Here is a 15,811-nt window from a genome sequence, read left to right as displayed (position 1 = left end):
GCAGGTCTGTTTATTTCAACCACAGCTTCATTCGGAAAACTTACCTGCCCAGCAGCATTAATGATAAAATCGTTCACAGTTAATTTTCGGCAACGCTGACCAATACCGCGCATGGCACAGACCATGCCGCTCCGCCCATACATTCATTGACCGCCTGACGGGTAAGCCAGCCCGGTCAGAGATGACCCGATCGCGCCCGCCACAGCAGGATGGCATGGCGCTACCGCGTTATTAATGGGTTCGGTTTCGTCTGTTTAATTTTTGATTATTTTAAATCCAGCACCATCAGGGAGTTTTTAATATGTCGGCAAAAAAGCTGAAGTTGGGTGCCTTTATATTGATGATATTAACATCGGTATTTGGCGTCACTAATATCGGGATCGGTTTTTACCGAATGGGATATGCCGCCATTCCGATGTTCGTGATCGGCGGTCTGTTTTTCTTCATCCCGTTCATTTTGATGATGATTGAGTTTGGTACCGGCTTTCGCAAAGAGGCGGGCGGTATCTTTACCTGGATGCGCCACTCGGTCTCGACCCGATTCGCCTTTATCGGTCTGACCATGTGGTTCGCCTCCTACGTCATCTGGATGTTTGGCAAGGCGCTCTCCATGTGGGTGCCCCTCTCCTTCATGCTGTTTGGCCGCGACATCACCGTCATCCCGGTCACCCTGGGCACCGGTATCGACTTCGGCCCCTTTATTCTGGGAGTGGTCGCCATCGCACTGGTTGCCATCGTCACCAAGCTCATCACCCTGGGTAGCGCCCGCTTCGCCAAAGTGGCGGCCATCGGCGGTCTCTCCGTGGTGGCACTCAACGTGTTGCTGCTGGTCGGTGGCGTCTTCACCTTCGCGGTGAGCGGCATGACTCTGCAGGAGCCCTTCACCCAGGCATCGCTGACGGCGTCTCCCAATGCCGCTTTCAACGACATCATCCCCTTCCTCGGCTTTATGGTATTCGCCATCTTCGCCTACGGCGGGGTCGAGGCGATGGCCGGGGTGGCTGACGAGCTGGAAGATCCCGAGCGCGACCTCAAGCGCGGCATCTTCCTCTCCGGCGCCTTCATCGTACTCTGCTACATCATCGGCTTTCTGGCGGTCGGCTCAATCATGCGCTGGAGCGACTTCCCGGCCGAGGGGATCACCTCTCTCTCCGCCCTCTTCATCATCATGCTGGAGCTGGGGCGCCATCTCGGTGGCGAGTGGCTGGGACAGGTGTTCATGCGCTTTGCTGGCCTTGGCATGTTCCTGAGCTATCTGGGCGCCTTTATCGCCCTCTCATACGCGCCACTGCGCCAGTTCATCACCGGCACCCCGAGTTACTTCTGGCCGGAGCGTTTCCAGCGCGAGAACGAGAATGGCGTGCGGATTGAAGCCCTCAAGGTGCAAGCCTGGGTGGTCTGTCTGTTCATTGCCGCCAAATCCATCTTTACCCTGATCAACCCGGAAGGGGCCGCCGCCCTCTATGAGCTGATCATCACCATGACCAACGTCGGCATGACCCTGCCCTACATGTTCCTCATCTACGCCTGGTATCGCTATCGCAACAACCCGGCGCTGGGCAAGGACCTGATCTTCTTCAAGAGCGCGGGCTCGGTACTGCTGGCCACCATCATCAGCCTGATCCTGGTCGCCTTCGGCAACGTCTTTACCGTGGTCGCCCCCTTTATCTCCGGCGATATCTCCACCGGCGTCTGGACCATCATTGGCCCGCTGCTGTTCGTGGTGATCGCCATGCGCTTCAAGATCATGCAGGAAGATGCCCACTAAACGGTAAGCAATGCTCCATGCCAATCGGGACTGTTCTGGTCCCGATTTTTTTTAGCGCCGGCTTCCGCTCGCCATCACGACCAGCCCATATTGTTAATGCAGAAAAGACTCTATGGAGACCCTTTTTACGTTCTCCTCGCCGCCAGAGCGCGCTCAACGCCGTAAATTATCAATATCAAGGTGAGAATGATTGTGAAGCGCCAGTTCACGACATATAACTTAGCGAGATATCCCTGTATTTCGTCCGGTAGAGCTGATCATGATGATGCGTTCCCTCCTTCCCCTGTTGCTTGGCGCAGTAATGCTGCCGGCCACTATGGACAGTGCCCATGCCAACCCCTTTTCCGCCAACAGCAAGAGCAGCAGCGGCTTTCTCGAGCGACGGGATGTGCCTAACCTCAGCTCGGCTGCCTTCGTGGTGGCCAACCACAGAACCGGCGAGGTGATCTCCGAGCGCAACGGCAACCGGGTAATGCCCATCGCCTCCCTCACCAAGCTGATGACGGCGCTGGTGGTGCTGGATGCCAACCTGCGCCTGAATGAAATGCTCACCGTGACCAATGCCGACATCGACCGCATCAAGGGAACCGGCTCGCGCCTGGCCATCGGTTCCAGGCTCAGCCGCGCCGAAATGCTCCATATCGCCCTGATGTCCTCTGAAAACCGCGCCGCCTCGGCACTGGCCCGCCACTATCCCGGCGGCCAGCGTGCCTTCGTCGAGGCGATGAACGCCAAAGCCCGCATGCTGGGGATGTGGAATACCCGCTACGCCGACAGCACAGGGCTCAACCCGCGCAATGTCTCCACCGCGCAGGATCTCGCCAAACTCGCCGCCGCAGCCGCCTCCTATCCGCTGATCCGCCAGTACTCCACCGACGAGCAGAGTTATGTGCGCACCAACAAACGTCAGCTGCACTACCTCAACTCCAACCGGCTGATCCGCGAAGGGCAATGGGAGTTCACTCTCTCCAAGACCGGCTATATCCGCGAAGCGGGACGCTGTCTGGTGCTGGGCACCAAGGTCAATCGTGAGCCGGTGATCATGGTGCTGCTCAATGCCGAAACCACCAACGATCGGGTCGCCGATGCCAAGCGGATCAAAACATGGCTGGAGAGCTCGGGCAGAACCACCTTGGCAGCCAACCAGAGCAGCATGCTGACTCACCAGTAAGCTCGAGATCCCCAACCAAGCGAGGCGCCCGCCTCGCTTTTTTTATCTGCGTGAGCGCGCCCAAAAAATGGGATCCAGTTCCCGCTACAGGTAACACCTTCCGCCATCCAGTTACAAAACGTAACTACTCAACAGCGTGAATCACACTAATAGAATCAATTGGTTGTAACCTGGCAGCAAGAATTTTAGCGTGCCATCACAACCCCTGTAACGACGAGCCACCATGCGTATTTCCAGTATCGAGTGCGGGCGGGTACTGGCCATTCTGGCCGTGATGACCATTCACGTATCCCCCTTCGCCCATCCCTTCAATCCCACCCTGTGGGGAAGTGGATCCTGGCTCTGGCTGAGCGGCACCATCAACCAGTCATGCCGCTTTGCCGTGCCGCTGTTTTTCCTTTGTGCCGGTTACTTTCTGCAACCGAGACTGAGCCACGAAGCGCCGCTGACCGTTGCCTGGCGCTACTGCCGCCCCTTGCTGCTGCTCTGGCTGGTATGGAGTCTGGTCTACCTGCTGGTGCCGTTCAATCCGCTGGATGCCGTACAGCACGGCTATCTGGCCTCCCTGCGCGGGCAGTGGCAATTCCAGCTCGGCGACCCCCTCAATGGCTGGCTGGTGGGCGGCATGATCCACCTCTGGTTCCTGCCAGCCCTGATCATGGCGGTGGCCCTGCTGGCACTCTGTTACCGGCTTGGCAGACCATCACTCGCCATCTGGCTGGGTCTTGGCCTCTACCTGCTGGCGCTGCTGGGGGGCTCCTATGCCAAGCCGCTGCTGGGCGCCGAGTGGCCACTGCTCACCCGTAACGGCCCCTTCTTCTCCCTGCTGTTTGTGGCGCTTGGTGCCCTGCTGCGCCAGCGTCAGTGGCTGCCCGATGCCCGCACCGGCTGGCAACTGCTGCTGGCGGGCGTGGCGCTCTATGGCTGTGAAGCCTGGGCACTGCAGCACTTTGCCGCAGTGCCGCTCACCCGCCACGACTTCCTGCTCGGCTCCCTTCCCTGGGCTATCGGCCTGTTTGGCCTGCTGCTGGCCAACCCCGAGTGGGGCAAGGGCAGCTGGCTTGAGCGCCAGGCCCCCAAAGTGCTCGGGATCTACTGCCTGCACATGATGCTGGTGGTCTGGCTCTTCGTGTTCGGCCCGCAGGGCGCATCCATCCTGTGGGAGATTGCCAAAGTGCCGCTGCTGCTGGGATCGTCTCTGCTGGCCTATCGCCTGATGGCGGCCCTGCCCCTCGCCCGCCGACTGCTGCGTACTCGCTGAGTCCGGTATCCGGCCCGTCCTATCGGGCCGGATACCTCCTCACGTTTAGCCCCTTTCTCTTCCGCTACGCCCTTTTTGCTCTCGCTTCATTACCGCAGTTTGCTGCAATGGTTCTACTTTTCAGCCGCGCTTCCCCAACCGTAAAACCTGCCACCACAGCCCCCCTCTATTTTCACCTTGCCAGACAAATGAAAATCAATATCATTGGCATCCCGCTTAAGCGGGTCAGGCTAATTATAATTAAATCAATATGTTCGAGCCGTCAGGTCGACATCCAAAGAGTCAATATTGAATATGCAGCACCCTCACTTTCGCAGAACGCTGGTCTCGCTGGCACTGCTGGGCACCGGCTTCACAGCCCAGGCCGCCGATGAAACCATGACAGTGGTTGGCAAACGATCCCAGCATCAGGAAGTTGCCACCGCAACCCGTACCAATACGCCAGCCAAGCTGGTTCCGCAGACCATCGACAGCGTCAAGGTCAGCGAGCTGACCGCCTTCGGCCAACCGACGCTGAGTGAAGCCCTGAGCGGCATTCCCGGTGTCAACGCCAGCGGTGATACCCGCTTCGATGGAGTCAATATCCGCGGCTTCAGCGCCAGCAACGACTTCTATCTCGACGGGTTCCGCGACGACATGCAGTACACCCGGGATCTCGGCAATATCGAACGGGTAGAAGTGCTAAAGGGCCCGGCAGCAGTACTCTACGGACGTGGTAGCAGCGGCGGCATCATCAACCGCATCAGCAAAAAACCGCAAAAAGGGCAGGAGTCCAGCGTCACCGCCCGGGTCGGCAGCTTTGACAGCCAGCGGCTAACCGCCGACCTCAATGGCGAGGCGAGTGAGCAGGTGCAACTGCGCCTCAACATGGCGCAAGAGGACAAAGATAGCTTCCGCAACGGCGTGAAGAGCAAGCGCACCCTGCTGGCCCCCTCCGCCAACTGGGAGATCAGCGACAACCTCAACTGGCTGGTGCAGTACGAGCGCAACGAACATGACCGCACCCCGGATCGCGGCATTCCCGGGGTCAATGGCCGTCCGGCCGATGTGCCGCGAGAGTATGTCTACAGCGATACCAGCCGCGACTTCATCGATGACGTGGCGCAATCCACCCGCTCCCGCCTCTCCTGGGATATCAACGATCAGTGGCAGTTGCGCCAGCAGCTCGGTTACTCCACCCTCGACAGCCAGTTTGACAACACCTATGTCACCAGCGTCAAAGGGGATAAGGTGACCCGCTCCCGCTGGCAGCAGGATCTGAAAGCGAAGAACCTGATCAGCAACACCGAGGCCGAGGGTCTGTTCCAGACCGGCCCGGTGGAACATCGCCTGCTGGTTGGCTTCGAGCAGAACTGGCAGGAGCGCACACCCAAGCTCTACCAGAATGCCACCGCCATCCCGTCCGGCAACCTCTACGATCCGGGCTCACTGCCTACTTACAATGGCGCCATGAAGCTCTCCAGCGACGCCAAACACAAGGTGCGCGGCAATGGTCTCTATCTGCAGGATCAGCTCAGCCTGGGTGACTGGCATCTGGTTGGCGGGCTGCGCCGTGACGACTTCACCGTCACCAGTCGCCGCTACGACCTCAACAAGGAGGAGAGCGTCTCGGTCAACAGCCTGAGCCCGCGCCTCGGTCTGGTGTGGAATCCCCTCGAGGATCACGCCTTCTACACCTCCTACAGCAAGACCTTCACTCCGGTGGGCGGCGAGCTGATCGGCATCACCCCGGGTGACAAGAACAACGGGCTGGAACCCCAGCACACCCGCCTCTACGAAGGTGGTGTGAAGAGTGACTGGCTGAACGGCAAGCTGGCGACCACTCTCTCCCTCTATCGACTGGAGATGTACAACAAGCGCACCAAGGATCCGCTGGATCCCACCAAGGTGATCCTCACCGGCCTGCAGCGTACCGAAGGGGTCGAACTGAGCGCCCGCGCCGAGCTGACCGACGAGATCTATCTGCGTGGCGGCTTTGCCATTCAGGATGCGGAGCAGGTCAAGGCGGATGCGGATCTGCAGGGCAAGCGCCCGATGAACGTCTCCCGCCAGAATGGCCAGTTCTACCTCGGCTACAAGAGTGGCGAGCAGGGCTGGTTCGGTGAAACCGGCGTAACGGCGGTGGGCGATCGCTTCGCCGACAACGCCAACACCACCACACTGCCCGGTTACGCCCGCTTCGATGCGCGCGCCGGTTATCGCTGGCAGCAGTGGGAAGCCGAGCTGAGCGCCGAGAACCTGACTGACCACGAGTACTTCGTCAGCGCCACCAGTGCCACCCAGATCATGCCGGGCACACCCCGTCAGCTGAGCCTGACCGGTACCTACCGTTTCTGATCTCTGTGACAACCACCCCGACTGGCCAGCCCTTGCTGGCCAGTTTTTTATGAAGCAACCACGATGAAACGCAGAAGAGTTCCCCTTCACAACAACAAATGGGTACGCCGCCTCCATGCCTGGGCCGGTTTTTTTACCCTCGCCCTGATGCTGATGTACGGCATCACCGGCCTCTGGCTGCAACACCGTGCCGTGTTGCCCATCCCCGGCCCCCACACCGAAAAATCGAGTGAAGAGATAGTGCTCAAGGCGCCGCTCGCCAGCCCGGAGCAGCTGAAAAGCCTGCTGCAACAGCGCTATCCCGATACCTTTGCCGACGGGCGAACCATGATCACCCCGGCCCAGACCCTGCCCACCCCGAACGGCCTGCTCATCCTGCCCGCCAAGTGGGAAATGCGCGGCGTCACCCTCAGCCAGAGCGTGGCTGCCAGCTATGTTGAGGGTACCCTGCTGGTACGTACCGACCTGCAACTGGCCAACTTTGCCGCCAGCCTCAACCGGCTGCACCGCGGCATGGGCACCGGCCTCGGCTGGCAGCTGTTTGGCGATATCGCCGCCCTGGCCCTGCTGCTGCTCGCCCTCACCAGCCTGTTTATGTGGACCAAGCTGCACGGCACACCCAGAGCCATCATCGTGCTGACGCTCGCAGGTACCCTCGGGACCCTGCTGTTTGCCCTGCTGGGATAGCGCAACCAGCATGTTTCAGCGCCGCAAGACATGAAAAAACAGCAATAGAAACAGTCAGCTGGCGGCGATGCCGTCAGCGGCTATATCAAGAAAAGGAAATAACGGAGAGAGGGAAAAGAGAAGGGATACCAAGAGGTAACGGGAAGTACTGCCAGCTCAACAGTAACGCTCCAATGTTCAGGAACGCTAAAAAACAAAAGGCCATCATTGCTGATGGCCTTTTGTCATGAATTTGATGGTGCCGGGGTCTCTATCGAATTTAGAGCATAAAGTAATGATTTATATGGTGTAAATTCACATAAAAGATCGCATATACCCCCATAAGTACCCCCAGACATAAAATTCATATGAACTCCGCAACGCCAAGTCCAAGTACGGTATAACCCTCAAGACAGATACAACCATGCTCAAAATCGCGGTTTGAGCCTCGTTTTTCATGAATACTCCCCTGCCACCAAATCGACATGACGGAAAGTGAAAGATTTTGAAGGATTCTGAAGGATTATTTCGATGGTACTTTCGCTATCCCGCCCCAGATATGGCGCGGTGTGAGCCCAATCTGTCATGTGAACGATTTTCAACACATAAAGCGGGCAGGCGAGGCGGGGTATCGATTGCGCGCCAGCGGTGCAGACCAAGGTCGGTAGGCTTCTCCAAGCCACTCAGGATACAGGTGCAATTGTCTACGCGTGGTATGGGCGATCAACGCTGTCGAATCAACAGCGGGCTGCTCATGCGCTCTGGTGCAAGCCAATAAAGGCCCGTCATGTGGCGAACTGGATTGCAGTCAGTGCTGGGTCAGGTCGAAATGTCTACATGCAGCAAATTGCTCCCGAAGAAGTTCTATGTGTTTTGGTAGCCAAAGAGGCTCTGCTCTTATATTTGAGGGCGAAAAAAAGCCCGCGCGGGGCGGGCTCAATGCACACTGCGTGCGAAAACCGGAGTCATGCCTCTCGCAAATTCTTGCTGCGGGCCAACATTGCATCCGGTGACCAGTTATCGCGGCTTGCCTGCAATGCAGATTTTGGTTCTTCCGTTTGATCCATGCGCACGGCCTGTTTTGCACGAGCACTACATTTGGCTGATGGGCTGCCGACCAAATCAAGACGGATCAGATTGCTCGGCGGAATACGCTTAATCTCTTCCATGACCACCGGCTCCAGTTCCGGGTCAGTATCTCTCCAGATTGGCTCAAGCAACTCATCCACCAATGATTTCACCATATCGAGCGGGTGTGCTTCTGCTGGCTCTATCAGGCCGGCTGGAGTGAATACAGTACTGGTGTCATCTTGCAAGAATGAACCGATGGCCGCCTTCTGTCTGCCTCTTGATACTAATCTGGCCAGCATTGGCAAGAATGGAGCCAAGGCTTCTCGGGCTTCATCCAAATCACTGGCGATCAATTCATCCAGATAGGTTTGTGCAAGAGCGGAACGTTGCTTAAGGTGCTGGCGCCACAACGCCTGCCCAGAACATGAGCGCTCAAATGCACCGCCTTCTAACTCTTCGGCAACTACCTCCATGTCAGCCAACTCACTCTCAAGTGACGAGATATGAGTAGACAGCTGGCGATACTCTTTTTTGTTCGTGTTTCCCTGGGCGATCGCTGCTCGCCGAAGCTCACGCCCCCTCTGGATATCCTGTTTGATTTCATCGATACGTGTGGTGCTGATACAGGTCAGCAACCGATGCTCGCCTTCATGCCACCCCATATATTCACGATGCGCTTGTTGGGCTACTTGTACTAAATCGGTGATGTTATTCATTTCCGGTCTCCAAATCTGGGGCAATTCAGCAATCTGTTTCGGTCAGGTGTTTCAGGTCACTAGTTAGGCGTTCCACGTTTTCAGCCGTGAAGTTCATAACGCCAGCCAGGCCAGTGGATACAGACCCCAACTGCTGCGACAAACTGAGCAGCATCTTTTCGTCACGCAGTTGAAGCGGGGTCTTTGCCAACTCACTGGCATTGGAGGCATATTCGCGTAGTTCGCTGTTGGTCATGCCATCCAGGTTATCCAGCAACACGGCCTCCTGTTGCAGAGTCAGCTTGGGCATAGCGGCAAAAATACGACCGCAAATGGCGCCATGATTAAGCGGCTTGGTCATGATTTTCTCTCCAGTGGTTGATGGTGTTCTTGACGAGGGTTTGGGCGGTTCGATTAGGCTGCTGTCGCAAGATGTTTTGACCTGAAGCACTCAAGACGACCACCCCACAGGTGTGTTCGGTAAGGTAGTGCCAAGGGTCTAACTTAGCCTCGGATTGAGCCGGTAGGGCGACTTTCGCCAGTTCACTGCGGAAGATCGTCAGTAGCAGTCTTGCCTGTTCAGGAGAAAGCGGTCCTGCTATGTGCAATACACCACACACAGCCTGGCAAATCGTTAGCCAGGTCGAGCCGGGCTGGAAGATCCCGCCTCGGTCATGTGTCGTGATGATTGGCATGATCAGACAACACTTCCAGCATGGGCGGCTTCCAGTTTCGCCAGATCGATCCATGCAGCTTTAACGCAGGTTCAATTTCGGCACGAATGAAGCGGTGCCGGCCATTGCGCCCGAGGCGAATTGGGCGCGGTAATTCTCCACGTTCAACCATGCGGTCAATCGTGTCGTGACGGCATCCAATAAGGATCGTTAGCCTTTTTCGTTCGATAAATACGGAATCTGACATTTTGCATCCCTCGATGTTTTTAACGCCTTTGAATGTTGCAACGACTCTGGTGCATACAGCGACCTTGCCCGGGTGTGTGGAGGCGCTACACACCCACGGATGATCCTGTTGATTGCTTTACGAAGGTTGCAATGGTTTAGGCAGGGAAGCGATCAAGTGCTGTTGTAAAACCGCCGTATACAACGGCGGTTTTCACTATCCCGGCTATAAGCGATGATGCGGTGGTATCAAACGAAATGTGAGCGACAGCCAGTGTATCCACTGTCAGATACACCGGCTGGGTCAGAGATTGCGGCGGGACTGGGGAGGTGGGCAGCCAAATCGGGTTATCGGTGATCGGATCACTATGGATGCAGGTCAAGCCCGAGTGCTTGGTTAACTTTGTTGGTTTTTTTGACTGCCTTTGCAACCGGATAGAGGGCTTGCTGGATCTCGGTGGCGAGCGGGCGCAGTTCCGCCAACGCCGCAATCGCGGTATCTGCTTCAGCCTTTGGCTCTATCGCCCTGGGATCTCGAAGAATCGCAGCAAATGCGGCCAAGATAGGTGACAAGATCCCTCTCATCCGCACTTCAGCCGCTGTGACAGTCTGCTTGGCCCAGTGTTCAGCTCGAATGGCTATTGCCTGGGCCTGCTTAACCTTCAGCAAAGACACCTCTATGCGTGCCTGAGCCTGTTCCTCGGCCTCCTTAACCCTCTCGGTTGCCTCAACTATCCGGTGCGCTATCGTTGCCTCATGGGCAGCCAGTTCGGCCAATCTGGTCTCGGCAGCGTCGATCTCGGGAGTACGAAGGAGCACTGTTTCAAGCATGGCTTGACGCTGGGATGCATTGTGCCTGGCACCATACAGCGCAGCAGCCTTCGTCGCGGCCAGTAGCTGATCTTTTGTGTAGAGCGGCTCGCCCCGTCCAAACAACCCGGTTCGGTGCTCAACCTCTTGCATAGCGATGATCTGATTGATTTTCCCCATGGCTGGCCCTTTCGGCTGCGTTGCCCCGATGAGTGCAGCATGGGCAGACAACGCCCTCTGTTCGGCGTTCCACACCTCCCTCGGCAGTCGCCGCCGACCCGGTCCGAGACGGGCAAGCCCAAAGTCTGCGGACACGGTGTGGATCTCGTCCTGCCAAGCTCTCATGGCCTGATTGAACGCGAGACGTTGCAGACCCTTTCGCTCCCCTCGCGCAGCTGAGGCCCGCGCAGCAGCCACACCAGGATGTACCGCACCGAACGATTCGCCGGGCAGCGGGACCAGGTAAAAATGGATGTGTCGATGCCGTTCATCACTATGCTCGACCACCGATTTTAGCCTGTCACCATGCTTGGTTTTCAGATACCTGATCATGGCGTCACGATACCCTGGCCAGAGCTCATCTGGCAGGTTCTCCGGGACACTGACCACACCAGCACCTAAACACAGTCCGTCAATCCTCAGCTTACGCCCTCGCGGGTCTACGGCCTGCTCCGCCCATGCGGTGGCCTGCTGTACGGCCTCCGATGGCGTTACCCCAAACCGTTGGATCGGCGGCTTAGGGTCTTTGACATGTGGATGGGCGCCGGGTCTGCGCTCAGCCTCATCCGCTATCTGCTGTGCTGACAGTTCCCGCCCCGTCTTTGTCTTCCCGCCTTGTCGTGCATACCCGTCAATGTGTGCAAACTGATATCCCGCCATATCTGACCAGCCTCCCCCTGCTTGTTCTCATTCCACGCTACTCCAAAAGCGAAAATGAGTGGGCGAAAACTTACGCATAGTGACCGACTTGGCTTATGCGCTTGAGTCCTTCGTCCTCTTCGGCATAAGCGTCGGCCCTGCGGGGCACGGGCACGGCTTGCAACAGCAGAACTTGGGAGGGAAACAACGAGCCCTAAACACGGCCAGCCAGAGAAAGGAGTTGACGAACAGCCACACTTTTTGTTATTCGCGCACGCACACATGCATGTGTGATGTAAAAACGATGGGAACAGTGGGAACATGGGAACATTTCCCGCTAACCCGCGCCAGGACTGGGTTTCTCTGTTCCCACAATCGCGGGAAGGGGTGGGAACAAAGGGAACAGGGGTTGGGAACATTTTCGACTTGTTCCCACTGTTCCCAATCTGTTCCCACAAAATGCTGTGAGCGTGGGAACATTGGTATCACTTGCTGGATAAGGCTTTGAAGGTGATTTATCTACCTTGTTCCCACTGTTCCCATACTTTTTCTTAAATCTTTCCTGTGCGCGCACATACGCGAATAGCATGAGGATCTGGAAAAAGTAAAGGGCCGCGCGATGGCGACCCTTTATTTTCTTCTGGCTGGCTATTCGTCTTCCGGCCCATCAGCCTCATCGGCTAGCACTCTCTCGGTCAGCATGTAGATCCAGACCGGTGCGCTGCCATCCCTCAGACGGATCTTGCGCTGGACTCGTTTTCCATCATTCGAGGGCAACAGATAGCCCGCCTCCAAACAAAGCTGGGCCACCCGCTTGGGATCCCGACCGATGGTGATCTCTTTCCAACCAGAGGGCAGCACGATAAAGCTCACGCCATCAGTATCCTTCTTGCGATAGCCGACCATATTGGCCGGACGATGGGTGTGATCGAACCAGTCGGCAAAGCGGCTATTCTGATGCGCAACCACAAAGCCTCGCACCTGCTCCAGGGTTGCCTTGTCTTCCTTGTTGCCCAGATGCCCCCGTTCATCCAACCACGCCTTGAGGCATACCCGTACCGCACGGGTAGCTTCACCCTGGGGCCAACCGGTGATCCCAAGTTCAGTGGCCAGCTCACCCGCTGCGGCCACTATGGCAAAGCGATTGATAGCCCGCCCGACCTGATTACCGGCCCCTGCGGGGGTGAGTTCGACCGCCAGACGCTTGATCTCCGCCTTCAGGCGCTCCTTGTATGCATCCAGCCCTGTTGCCAAGGTCTCGATATAGGCCCGAAATGCGGTGCCGTATTCGTGCTTACAGGCCTCGTTGAGGGCATCAGCAAAGGAGCGCCCGTCTGGTTGGTTGTGCAGTTCCTCAAACGCACCGTGCTTACCGGTGCTACTCGGGATCTGGATGGTACGCACTTCCATCCCAGCTTGAGTACGCTTACCCGCTTCGGCAGCATGATCTTCTAGAGATAGTTCACCCGTGGAGAGAAACAGCAGCCGCCACGCCTTGCGCTCTTTCAGCTCACCATCCTGCTTGCTGCGCCCCTTGCCTTGGCCATTCGCCAGCATGTAAGCCACTTGTCCAGCTTCCCGCCCGTCCAACTCGCCCAGTTCGTCCAGACACAACAAGGCATCGTTACGCCGACTGGCGATCCCCTCGATAGCGTTGCCAGTCGCCCGCCAGGTGTGACAGTAGCGATCGGGCTGGCCATAGATGCTGGCGGCAGCCTTCATGATGGTGGACTTGCCATCGGTACTCTCGCCCTTGAGGTGGAAACCACCACCTTCCAGCCCCACCAGTGACAACAGGGGGGCGGCGAAGGCCAGCGACAAGGCGAAGCACAGGCGGGAGTTACCCACGGCCATAGCTGCGATCTGGCGCTGCCAGTCGGCCAGCAACCCCGAGCAGGTGAAGTCGCTACTCAGATAGCCGGCCGATTGCAGGATCACCTGCTCAGCATCCGGCCCGATTCCCCCACCCGGCAGCACATAGGCTTTGCCGTGCCAGCCGGTACGTTCGACACAGGTCACCCGCCGCTCGGGTTGGCTCATCATCAGATAAATCGCCAACTTGTCGAGCTTCTTGAGGTTCACAAAGGGCAAGCCGCCATTGAGTAAGGACGCCAGCGCCTCTTGGCCACCACGGTGGACCAACATGCTGACCGGCATCGCCCATTGCCGCGTACGGCCAGCCCGATCCTGCCACTCCAGCAAGCGCCCTTGGCCATACCCCGCCTCATCAGAAGTTTCGGCAACCACCCGAAGCTCAGGGGAAATCAGGGTTTCCTCCTGCCTACCGTTTTGTCCAGAGCCAACCCATTCATGCACGTAGAGCATCCCGTCCCGGATCTCATAGCCCTCAGGCAATTCCTCACCATCAATTGGTTGATCCTGCTCGCCTTGCACATCTGGCACAGAGTGCAATGGGATCACTTCGGCTCGCGGCCCTTCCTTCTGGCTGGCGCCTTGCTGCTGGGTCTGTTCAATCTGGCTCATGATGGCTCTCTTGGTCTCTTCAAGCCCATTGGCCTGGTGATAGTCGTTCCAGTCGCCTGCTGTGGGCGGTAGTGCGACCACGGCCCCCACAGCCGCGGCTGCTTGCTCGGCTTTGGTCTTGCCTGGATTGCCTGGGGTGTTGGCATCGTTGTCGGCGGCAATCCATAACCGGCACGGTTGCAAGGGGTCATCCGTCCCCCTCACCACCTGAGCGATGGCCAGCAGGTTACCCGCATCCATGGCGCAATAGACGGTCGCCCCGGTTGCGAGGTGAACGCTCAGACCGGTGGCATAACCCTCGCAAACCGCCACCATGGCACTGCCCGGGATCCGGTGGCAGGCAGCCTGCTTCTGACCACCGGCAAGGTAGTGCCTCACCCCGTCATGGCGGATCAGCTGTACGTTCACCAGTTCACCGGTCTCGTTGTAGAGCGGTACCACCAAGGAGCCAGCGGGGAACGCCTCTTCCCCCACTCGGATCAGGGTGCTATTCAACAGCCCACTGGGCCAGCTCAAGCGTTTATGTGCCAGATAAGGGGACTGGCCAGGCTTGCAGTCGCGCAGGATATCAGCGGCGCGTCTGGCGGCTTTCTGGCGCTTAATCTGCTGCTGTTGTTGCTCTGCATCAGCCTGCGCCCGCTGTTGTTGCTGCAATTGCTCTCGGTCAGCGTCTGATATGACAACATGGGAAAAGCCAAGTACCCCTGCAACCAGTTCCGCAGCATCCTTCGGCAACTTACCGGTTACACGGCGGATCAGATCCAGCCCGTCACCCGCGCCACACTGGCTACAGATCCAGGTACCACGCCCGCCCTTGTCATCGAGCCGAAAGCGGTCTTTCCCACCACAAGCCGGACAAGGCCCATGCTGCTTACGTGGCGGCACCGTCACCCCCAGATTTGCCAGCAGTTCAGGCCAGTGGCCACAGGCCGCGGCGGCCACGTCAGAAACGAATGTTGCCTGGCTCATGCATCACCCCCCACCAGAACGGTCACCAGCTCATTGAAAGCGCGTTCATCCAACCCAGCCTTCAGCTGGCGTGCCTGTGTGGCAGTAACGACCCTCGCCATACCGTTGGTGCTGGCAATGAAGGCATCGCGCTGCTGACGGCAGGCAAAGGCGCTCAGGGTACCCGCTTGTGAACGTTTGCCGGTCTTGGGGTTGGCTGGGCCAATGAACGTGGGTTGTTGGGCCGCTGGAGCCCAGGCGTAATAGGTCATACACCCTCCCTGAGCTGGGCCAGCTCAACAGCTTCAAACTCGGCCATGACCGGTGCAAGCAATACGCTGAGCTCACAGGGCTCGGTGTGAGATTGATTTCCCTCAATCACTTTGAGCAACATGGTGACATAGCGATTGATCCGCTCAGAAGGCGCCGCTAGCGGTGTCCGCACGCACCCAACCTCCAGCTCATCAAGCTGTATTTGTAAGGGGCGCAGCAGCTCAGAGAGCTCCAGATAGAGCATTGTTTCGGTATTGGCGTTACAGACATTACACAGCGCAGAAGTGAACAACGCGGCTTGATCAAACAGGGCCTGAGCCTGGATAACCTGACGGGGTCGAATGGGCTGTTTCATGCTGCTGCCCCCTTGCTCGGGGTGCGGGACAAAAACACCAGGGGCAGACCGGCCAGCGCAGAACGAGCTTGTGCTTCGTTGTTGGCAACGGCGGAAATGGTGCGGATACGGCGTAGGTCTGCCAAACGGCAGGCACGGGAATGCTGGATCAGGAAGGTGTAGATCATGGCCTGTACTCTCTCGTGGTTTAGTGAGTCGGCCATGCTGCAAATCGG

General features: G+C 57.8%; 13 protein-coding genes. 5 read left to right on the top strand and 8 right to left on the bottom strand.

Annotated features, from left to right (window positions below):
* Positions 1-301: 301 nt before the first annotated feature.
* The 5 genes from yjeM to ACTG2W_RS14620 all read left to right on the top strand — a co-directional run bounded on the left by yjeM (position 302) and on the right by ACTG2W_RS14620 (position 7,224).
* Positions 302-1,768 (top strand): glutamate/gamma-aminobutyrate family transporter YjeM, encoded by a 1,467-nt coding sequence (yjeM, locus tag ACTG2W_RS14640; protein ID WP_274160654.1) that lies wholly within the window; start codon positions 302-304, stop codon positions 1,766-1,768.
* 259 nt (positions 1,769-2,027) lie between these two features.
* Positions 2,028-2,939 (top strand): D-alanyl-D-alanine endopeptidase, encoded by a 912-nt coding sequence (gene pbpG, locus ACTG2W_RS14635; RefSeq protein ID WP_139428262.1) that lies wholly within the window; start codon positions 2,028-2,030, stop codon positions 2,937-2,939.
* 223 nt (positions 2,940-3,162) lie between these two features.
* Positions 3,163-4,200, top strand: coding sequence for an acyltransferase (locus ACTG2W_RS14630; RefSeq protein ID WP_106843454.1), 1,038 nt, complete (start codon positions 3,163-3,165; stop codon positions 4,198-4,200).
* 294 nt (positions 4,201-4,494) lie between these two features.
* Positions 4,495-6,537, top strand: a complete 2,043-nt coding sequence (locus ACTG2W_RS14625) for a TonB-dependent receptor (protein ID WP_106843453.1) — start codon at positions 4,495-4,497, stop codon at positions 6,535-6,537.
* A gap of 21 nt (positions 6,538-6,558) precedes the next feature.
* A complete protein-coding gene (locus ACTG2W_RS14620) occupies positions 6,559-7,224 on the top strand; it encodes a PepSY-associated TM helix domain-containing protein (protein ID WP_337441961.1) in 666 nt (221 codons plus the stop codon).
* Positions 7,225-8,168: 944 nt separating this feature from the next.
* On the opposite strand, the gene ACTG2W_RS14615 is transcribed toward ACTG2W_RS14620, so the two are convergent.
* The 8 genes from ACTG2W_RS14615 to ACTG2W_RS14580 all read right to left on the bottom strand — a co-directional run bounded on the left by ACTG2W_RS14615 (position 8,169) and on the right by ACTG2W_RS14580 (position 15,799).
* Positions 8,169-8,990 carry a hypothetical protein gene (locus ACTG2W_RS14615; RefSeq protein ID WP_106843451.1) on the bottom strand — a complete coding sequence of 274 codons (822 nt, stop codon included), beginning with the start codon at positions 8,988-8,990 and terminating at the stop codon, positions 8,169-8,171.
* Positions 8,991-9,015: 25 nt separating this feature from the next.
* Positions 9,016-9,330, bottom strand: a complete 315-nt coding sequence (locus ACTG2W_RS14610) for a hypothetical protein (RefSeq protein WP_106843450.1) — start codon at positions 9,328-9,330, stop codon at positions 9,016-9,018.
* A gap of 311 nt (positions 9,331-9,641) precedes the next feature.
* Positions 9,642-9,890 (bottom strand): helix-turn-helix transcriptional regulator, encoded by a 249-nt coding sequence (locus ACTG2W_RS14605; protein ID WP_440016314.1) that lies wholly within the window; start codon positions 9,888-9,890, stop codon positions 9,642-9,644.
* Positions 9,891-10,234: 344 nt separating this feature from the next.
* Entirely contained in the window at positions 10,235-11,230 is a 996-nt protein-coding gene (locus ACTG2W_RS14600) for a hypothetical protein (RefSeq protein WP_235657008.1), read from the bottom strand.
* A gap of 954 nt (positions 11,231-12,184) precedes the next feature.
* Entirely contained in the window at positions 12,185-14,989 is a 2,805-nt protein-coding gene (locus ACTG2W_RS14595) for a DUF927 domain-containing protein (RefSeq protein WP_106843447.1), read from the bottom strand.
* The gene (locus ACTG2W_RS14590; protein ID WP_106843446.1) at positions 14,986-15,240 is read right to left on the bottom strand and encodes a hypothetical protein; all 255 of its coding nucleotides are present in this window, start codon (positions 15,238-15,240) and stop codon (positions 14,986-14,988) included. The genes ACTG2W_RS14595 and ACTG2W_RS14590 overlap by 4 nt, the downstream gene beginning before the upstream one ends.
* Entirely contained in the window at positions 15,237-15,596 is a 360-nt protein-coding gene (locus ACTG2W_RS14585; RefSeq protein ID WP_106843445.1) for a hypothetical protein, read from the bottom strand. The genes ACTG2W_RS14590 and ACTG2W_RS14585 overlap by 4 nt, the downstream gene beginning before the upstream one ends.
* Positions 15,593-15,799 (bottom strand): hypothetical protein, encoded by a 207-nt coding sequence (locus ACTG2W_RS14580; RefSeq protein ID WP_146142120.1) that lies wholly within the window; start codon positions 15,797-15,799, stop codon positions 15,593-15,595. The genes ACTG2W_RS14585 and ACTG2W_RS14580 overlap by 4 nt, the downstream gene beginning before the upstream one ends.
* Positions 15,800-15,811 lie beyond the last annotated feature (12 nt).

This window comes from Aeromonas sp. 96A (genome assembly GCF_051919165.1).
In the GTDB taxonomy this organism is placed as follows: Bacteria; Pseudomonadota; Gammaproteobacteria; order Enterobacterales; family Aeromonadaceae; genus Aeromonas; species Aeromonas veronii.
The sequence above is the reverse complement of the archived record's forward strand: the minus strand, read 5'-3'. Positions and strand labels throughout refer to the sequence as shown.

Bases quoted from the DNA above. Each gene is read 5' to 3' on its own strand.
- ACTG2W_RS14610 (WP_106843450.1), bottom strand. From the start codon at position 9,330: ATGACCAAGCCGCTTAATCATGGCGCCATTTGCGGTCGTATTTTTGCC.
- ACTG2W_RS14630 (WP_106843454.1), top strand. From the start codon at position 3,163: ATGCGTATTTCCAGTATCGAGTGCGGGCGGGTACTGGCCATTCTGGCC.
- ACTG2W_RS14615 (WP_106843451.1), bottom strand. From the start codon at position 8,990: ATGAATAACATCACCGATTTAGTACAAGTAGCCCAACAAGCGCATCGT.
- ACTG2W_RS14625 (WP_106843453.1), top strand. From the start codon at position 4,495: ATGCAGCACCCTCACTTTCGCAGAACGCTGGTCTCGCTGGCACTGCTG.
- ACTG2W_RS14585 (WP_106843445.1), bottom strand. From the start codon at position 15,596: ATGAAACAGCCCATTCGACCCCGTCAGGTTATCCAGGCTCAGGCCCTG.
- ACTG2W_RS14595 (WP_106843447.1), bottom strand. From the start codon at position 14,989: ATGAGCCAGGCAACATTCGTTTCTGACGTGGCCGCCGCGGCCTGTGGC.
- pbpG (WP_139428262.1), top strand. From the start codon at position 2,028: ATGATGATGCGTTCCCTCCTTCCCCTGTTGCTTGGCGCAGTAATGCTG.
- yjeM (WP_274160654.1), top strand. From the start codon at position 302: ATGTCGGCAAAAAAGCTGAAGTTGGGTGCCTTTATATTGATGATATTA.
- ACTG2W_RS14605 (WP_440016314.1), bottom strand. From the start codon at position 9,890: ATGTCAGATTCCGTATTTATCGAACGAAAAAGGCTAACGATCCTTATT.
- ACTG2W_RS14580 (WP_146142120.1), bottom strand. From the start codon at position 15,799: ATGGCCGACTCACTAAACCACGAGAGAGTACAGGCCATGATCTACACC.
- ACTG2W_RS14590 (WP_106843446.1), bottom strand. From the start codon at position 15,240: ATGACCTATTACGCCTGGGCTCCAGCGGCCCAACAACCCACGTTCATT.
- ACTG2W_RS14600 (WP_235657008.1), bottom strand. From the start codon at position 11,230: ATGATCAGGTATCTGAAAACCAAGCATGGTGACAGGCTAAAATCGGTG.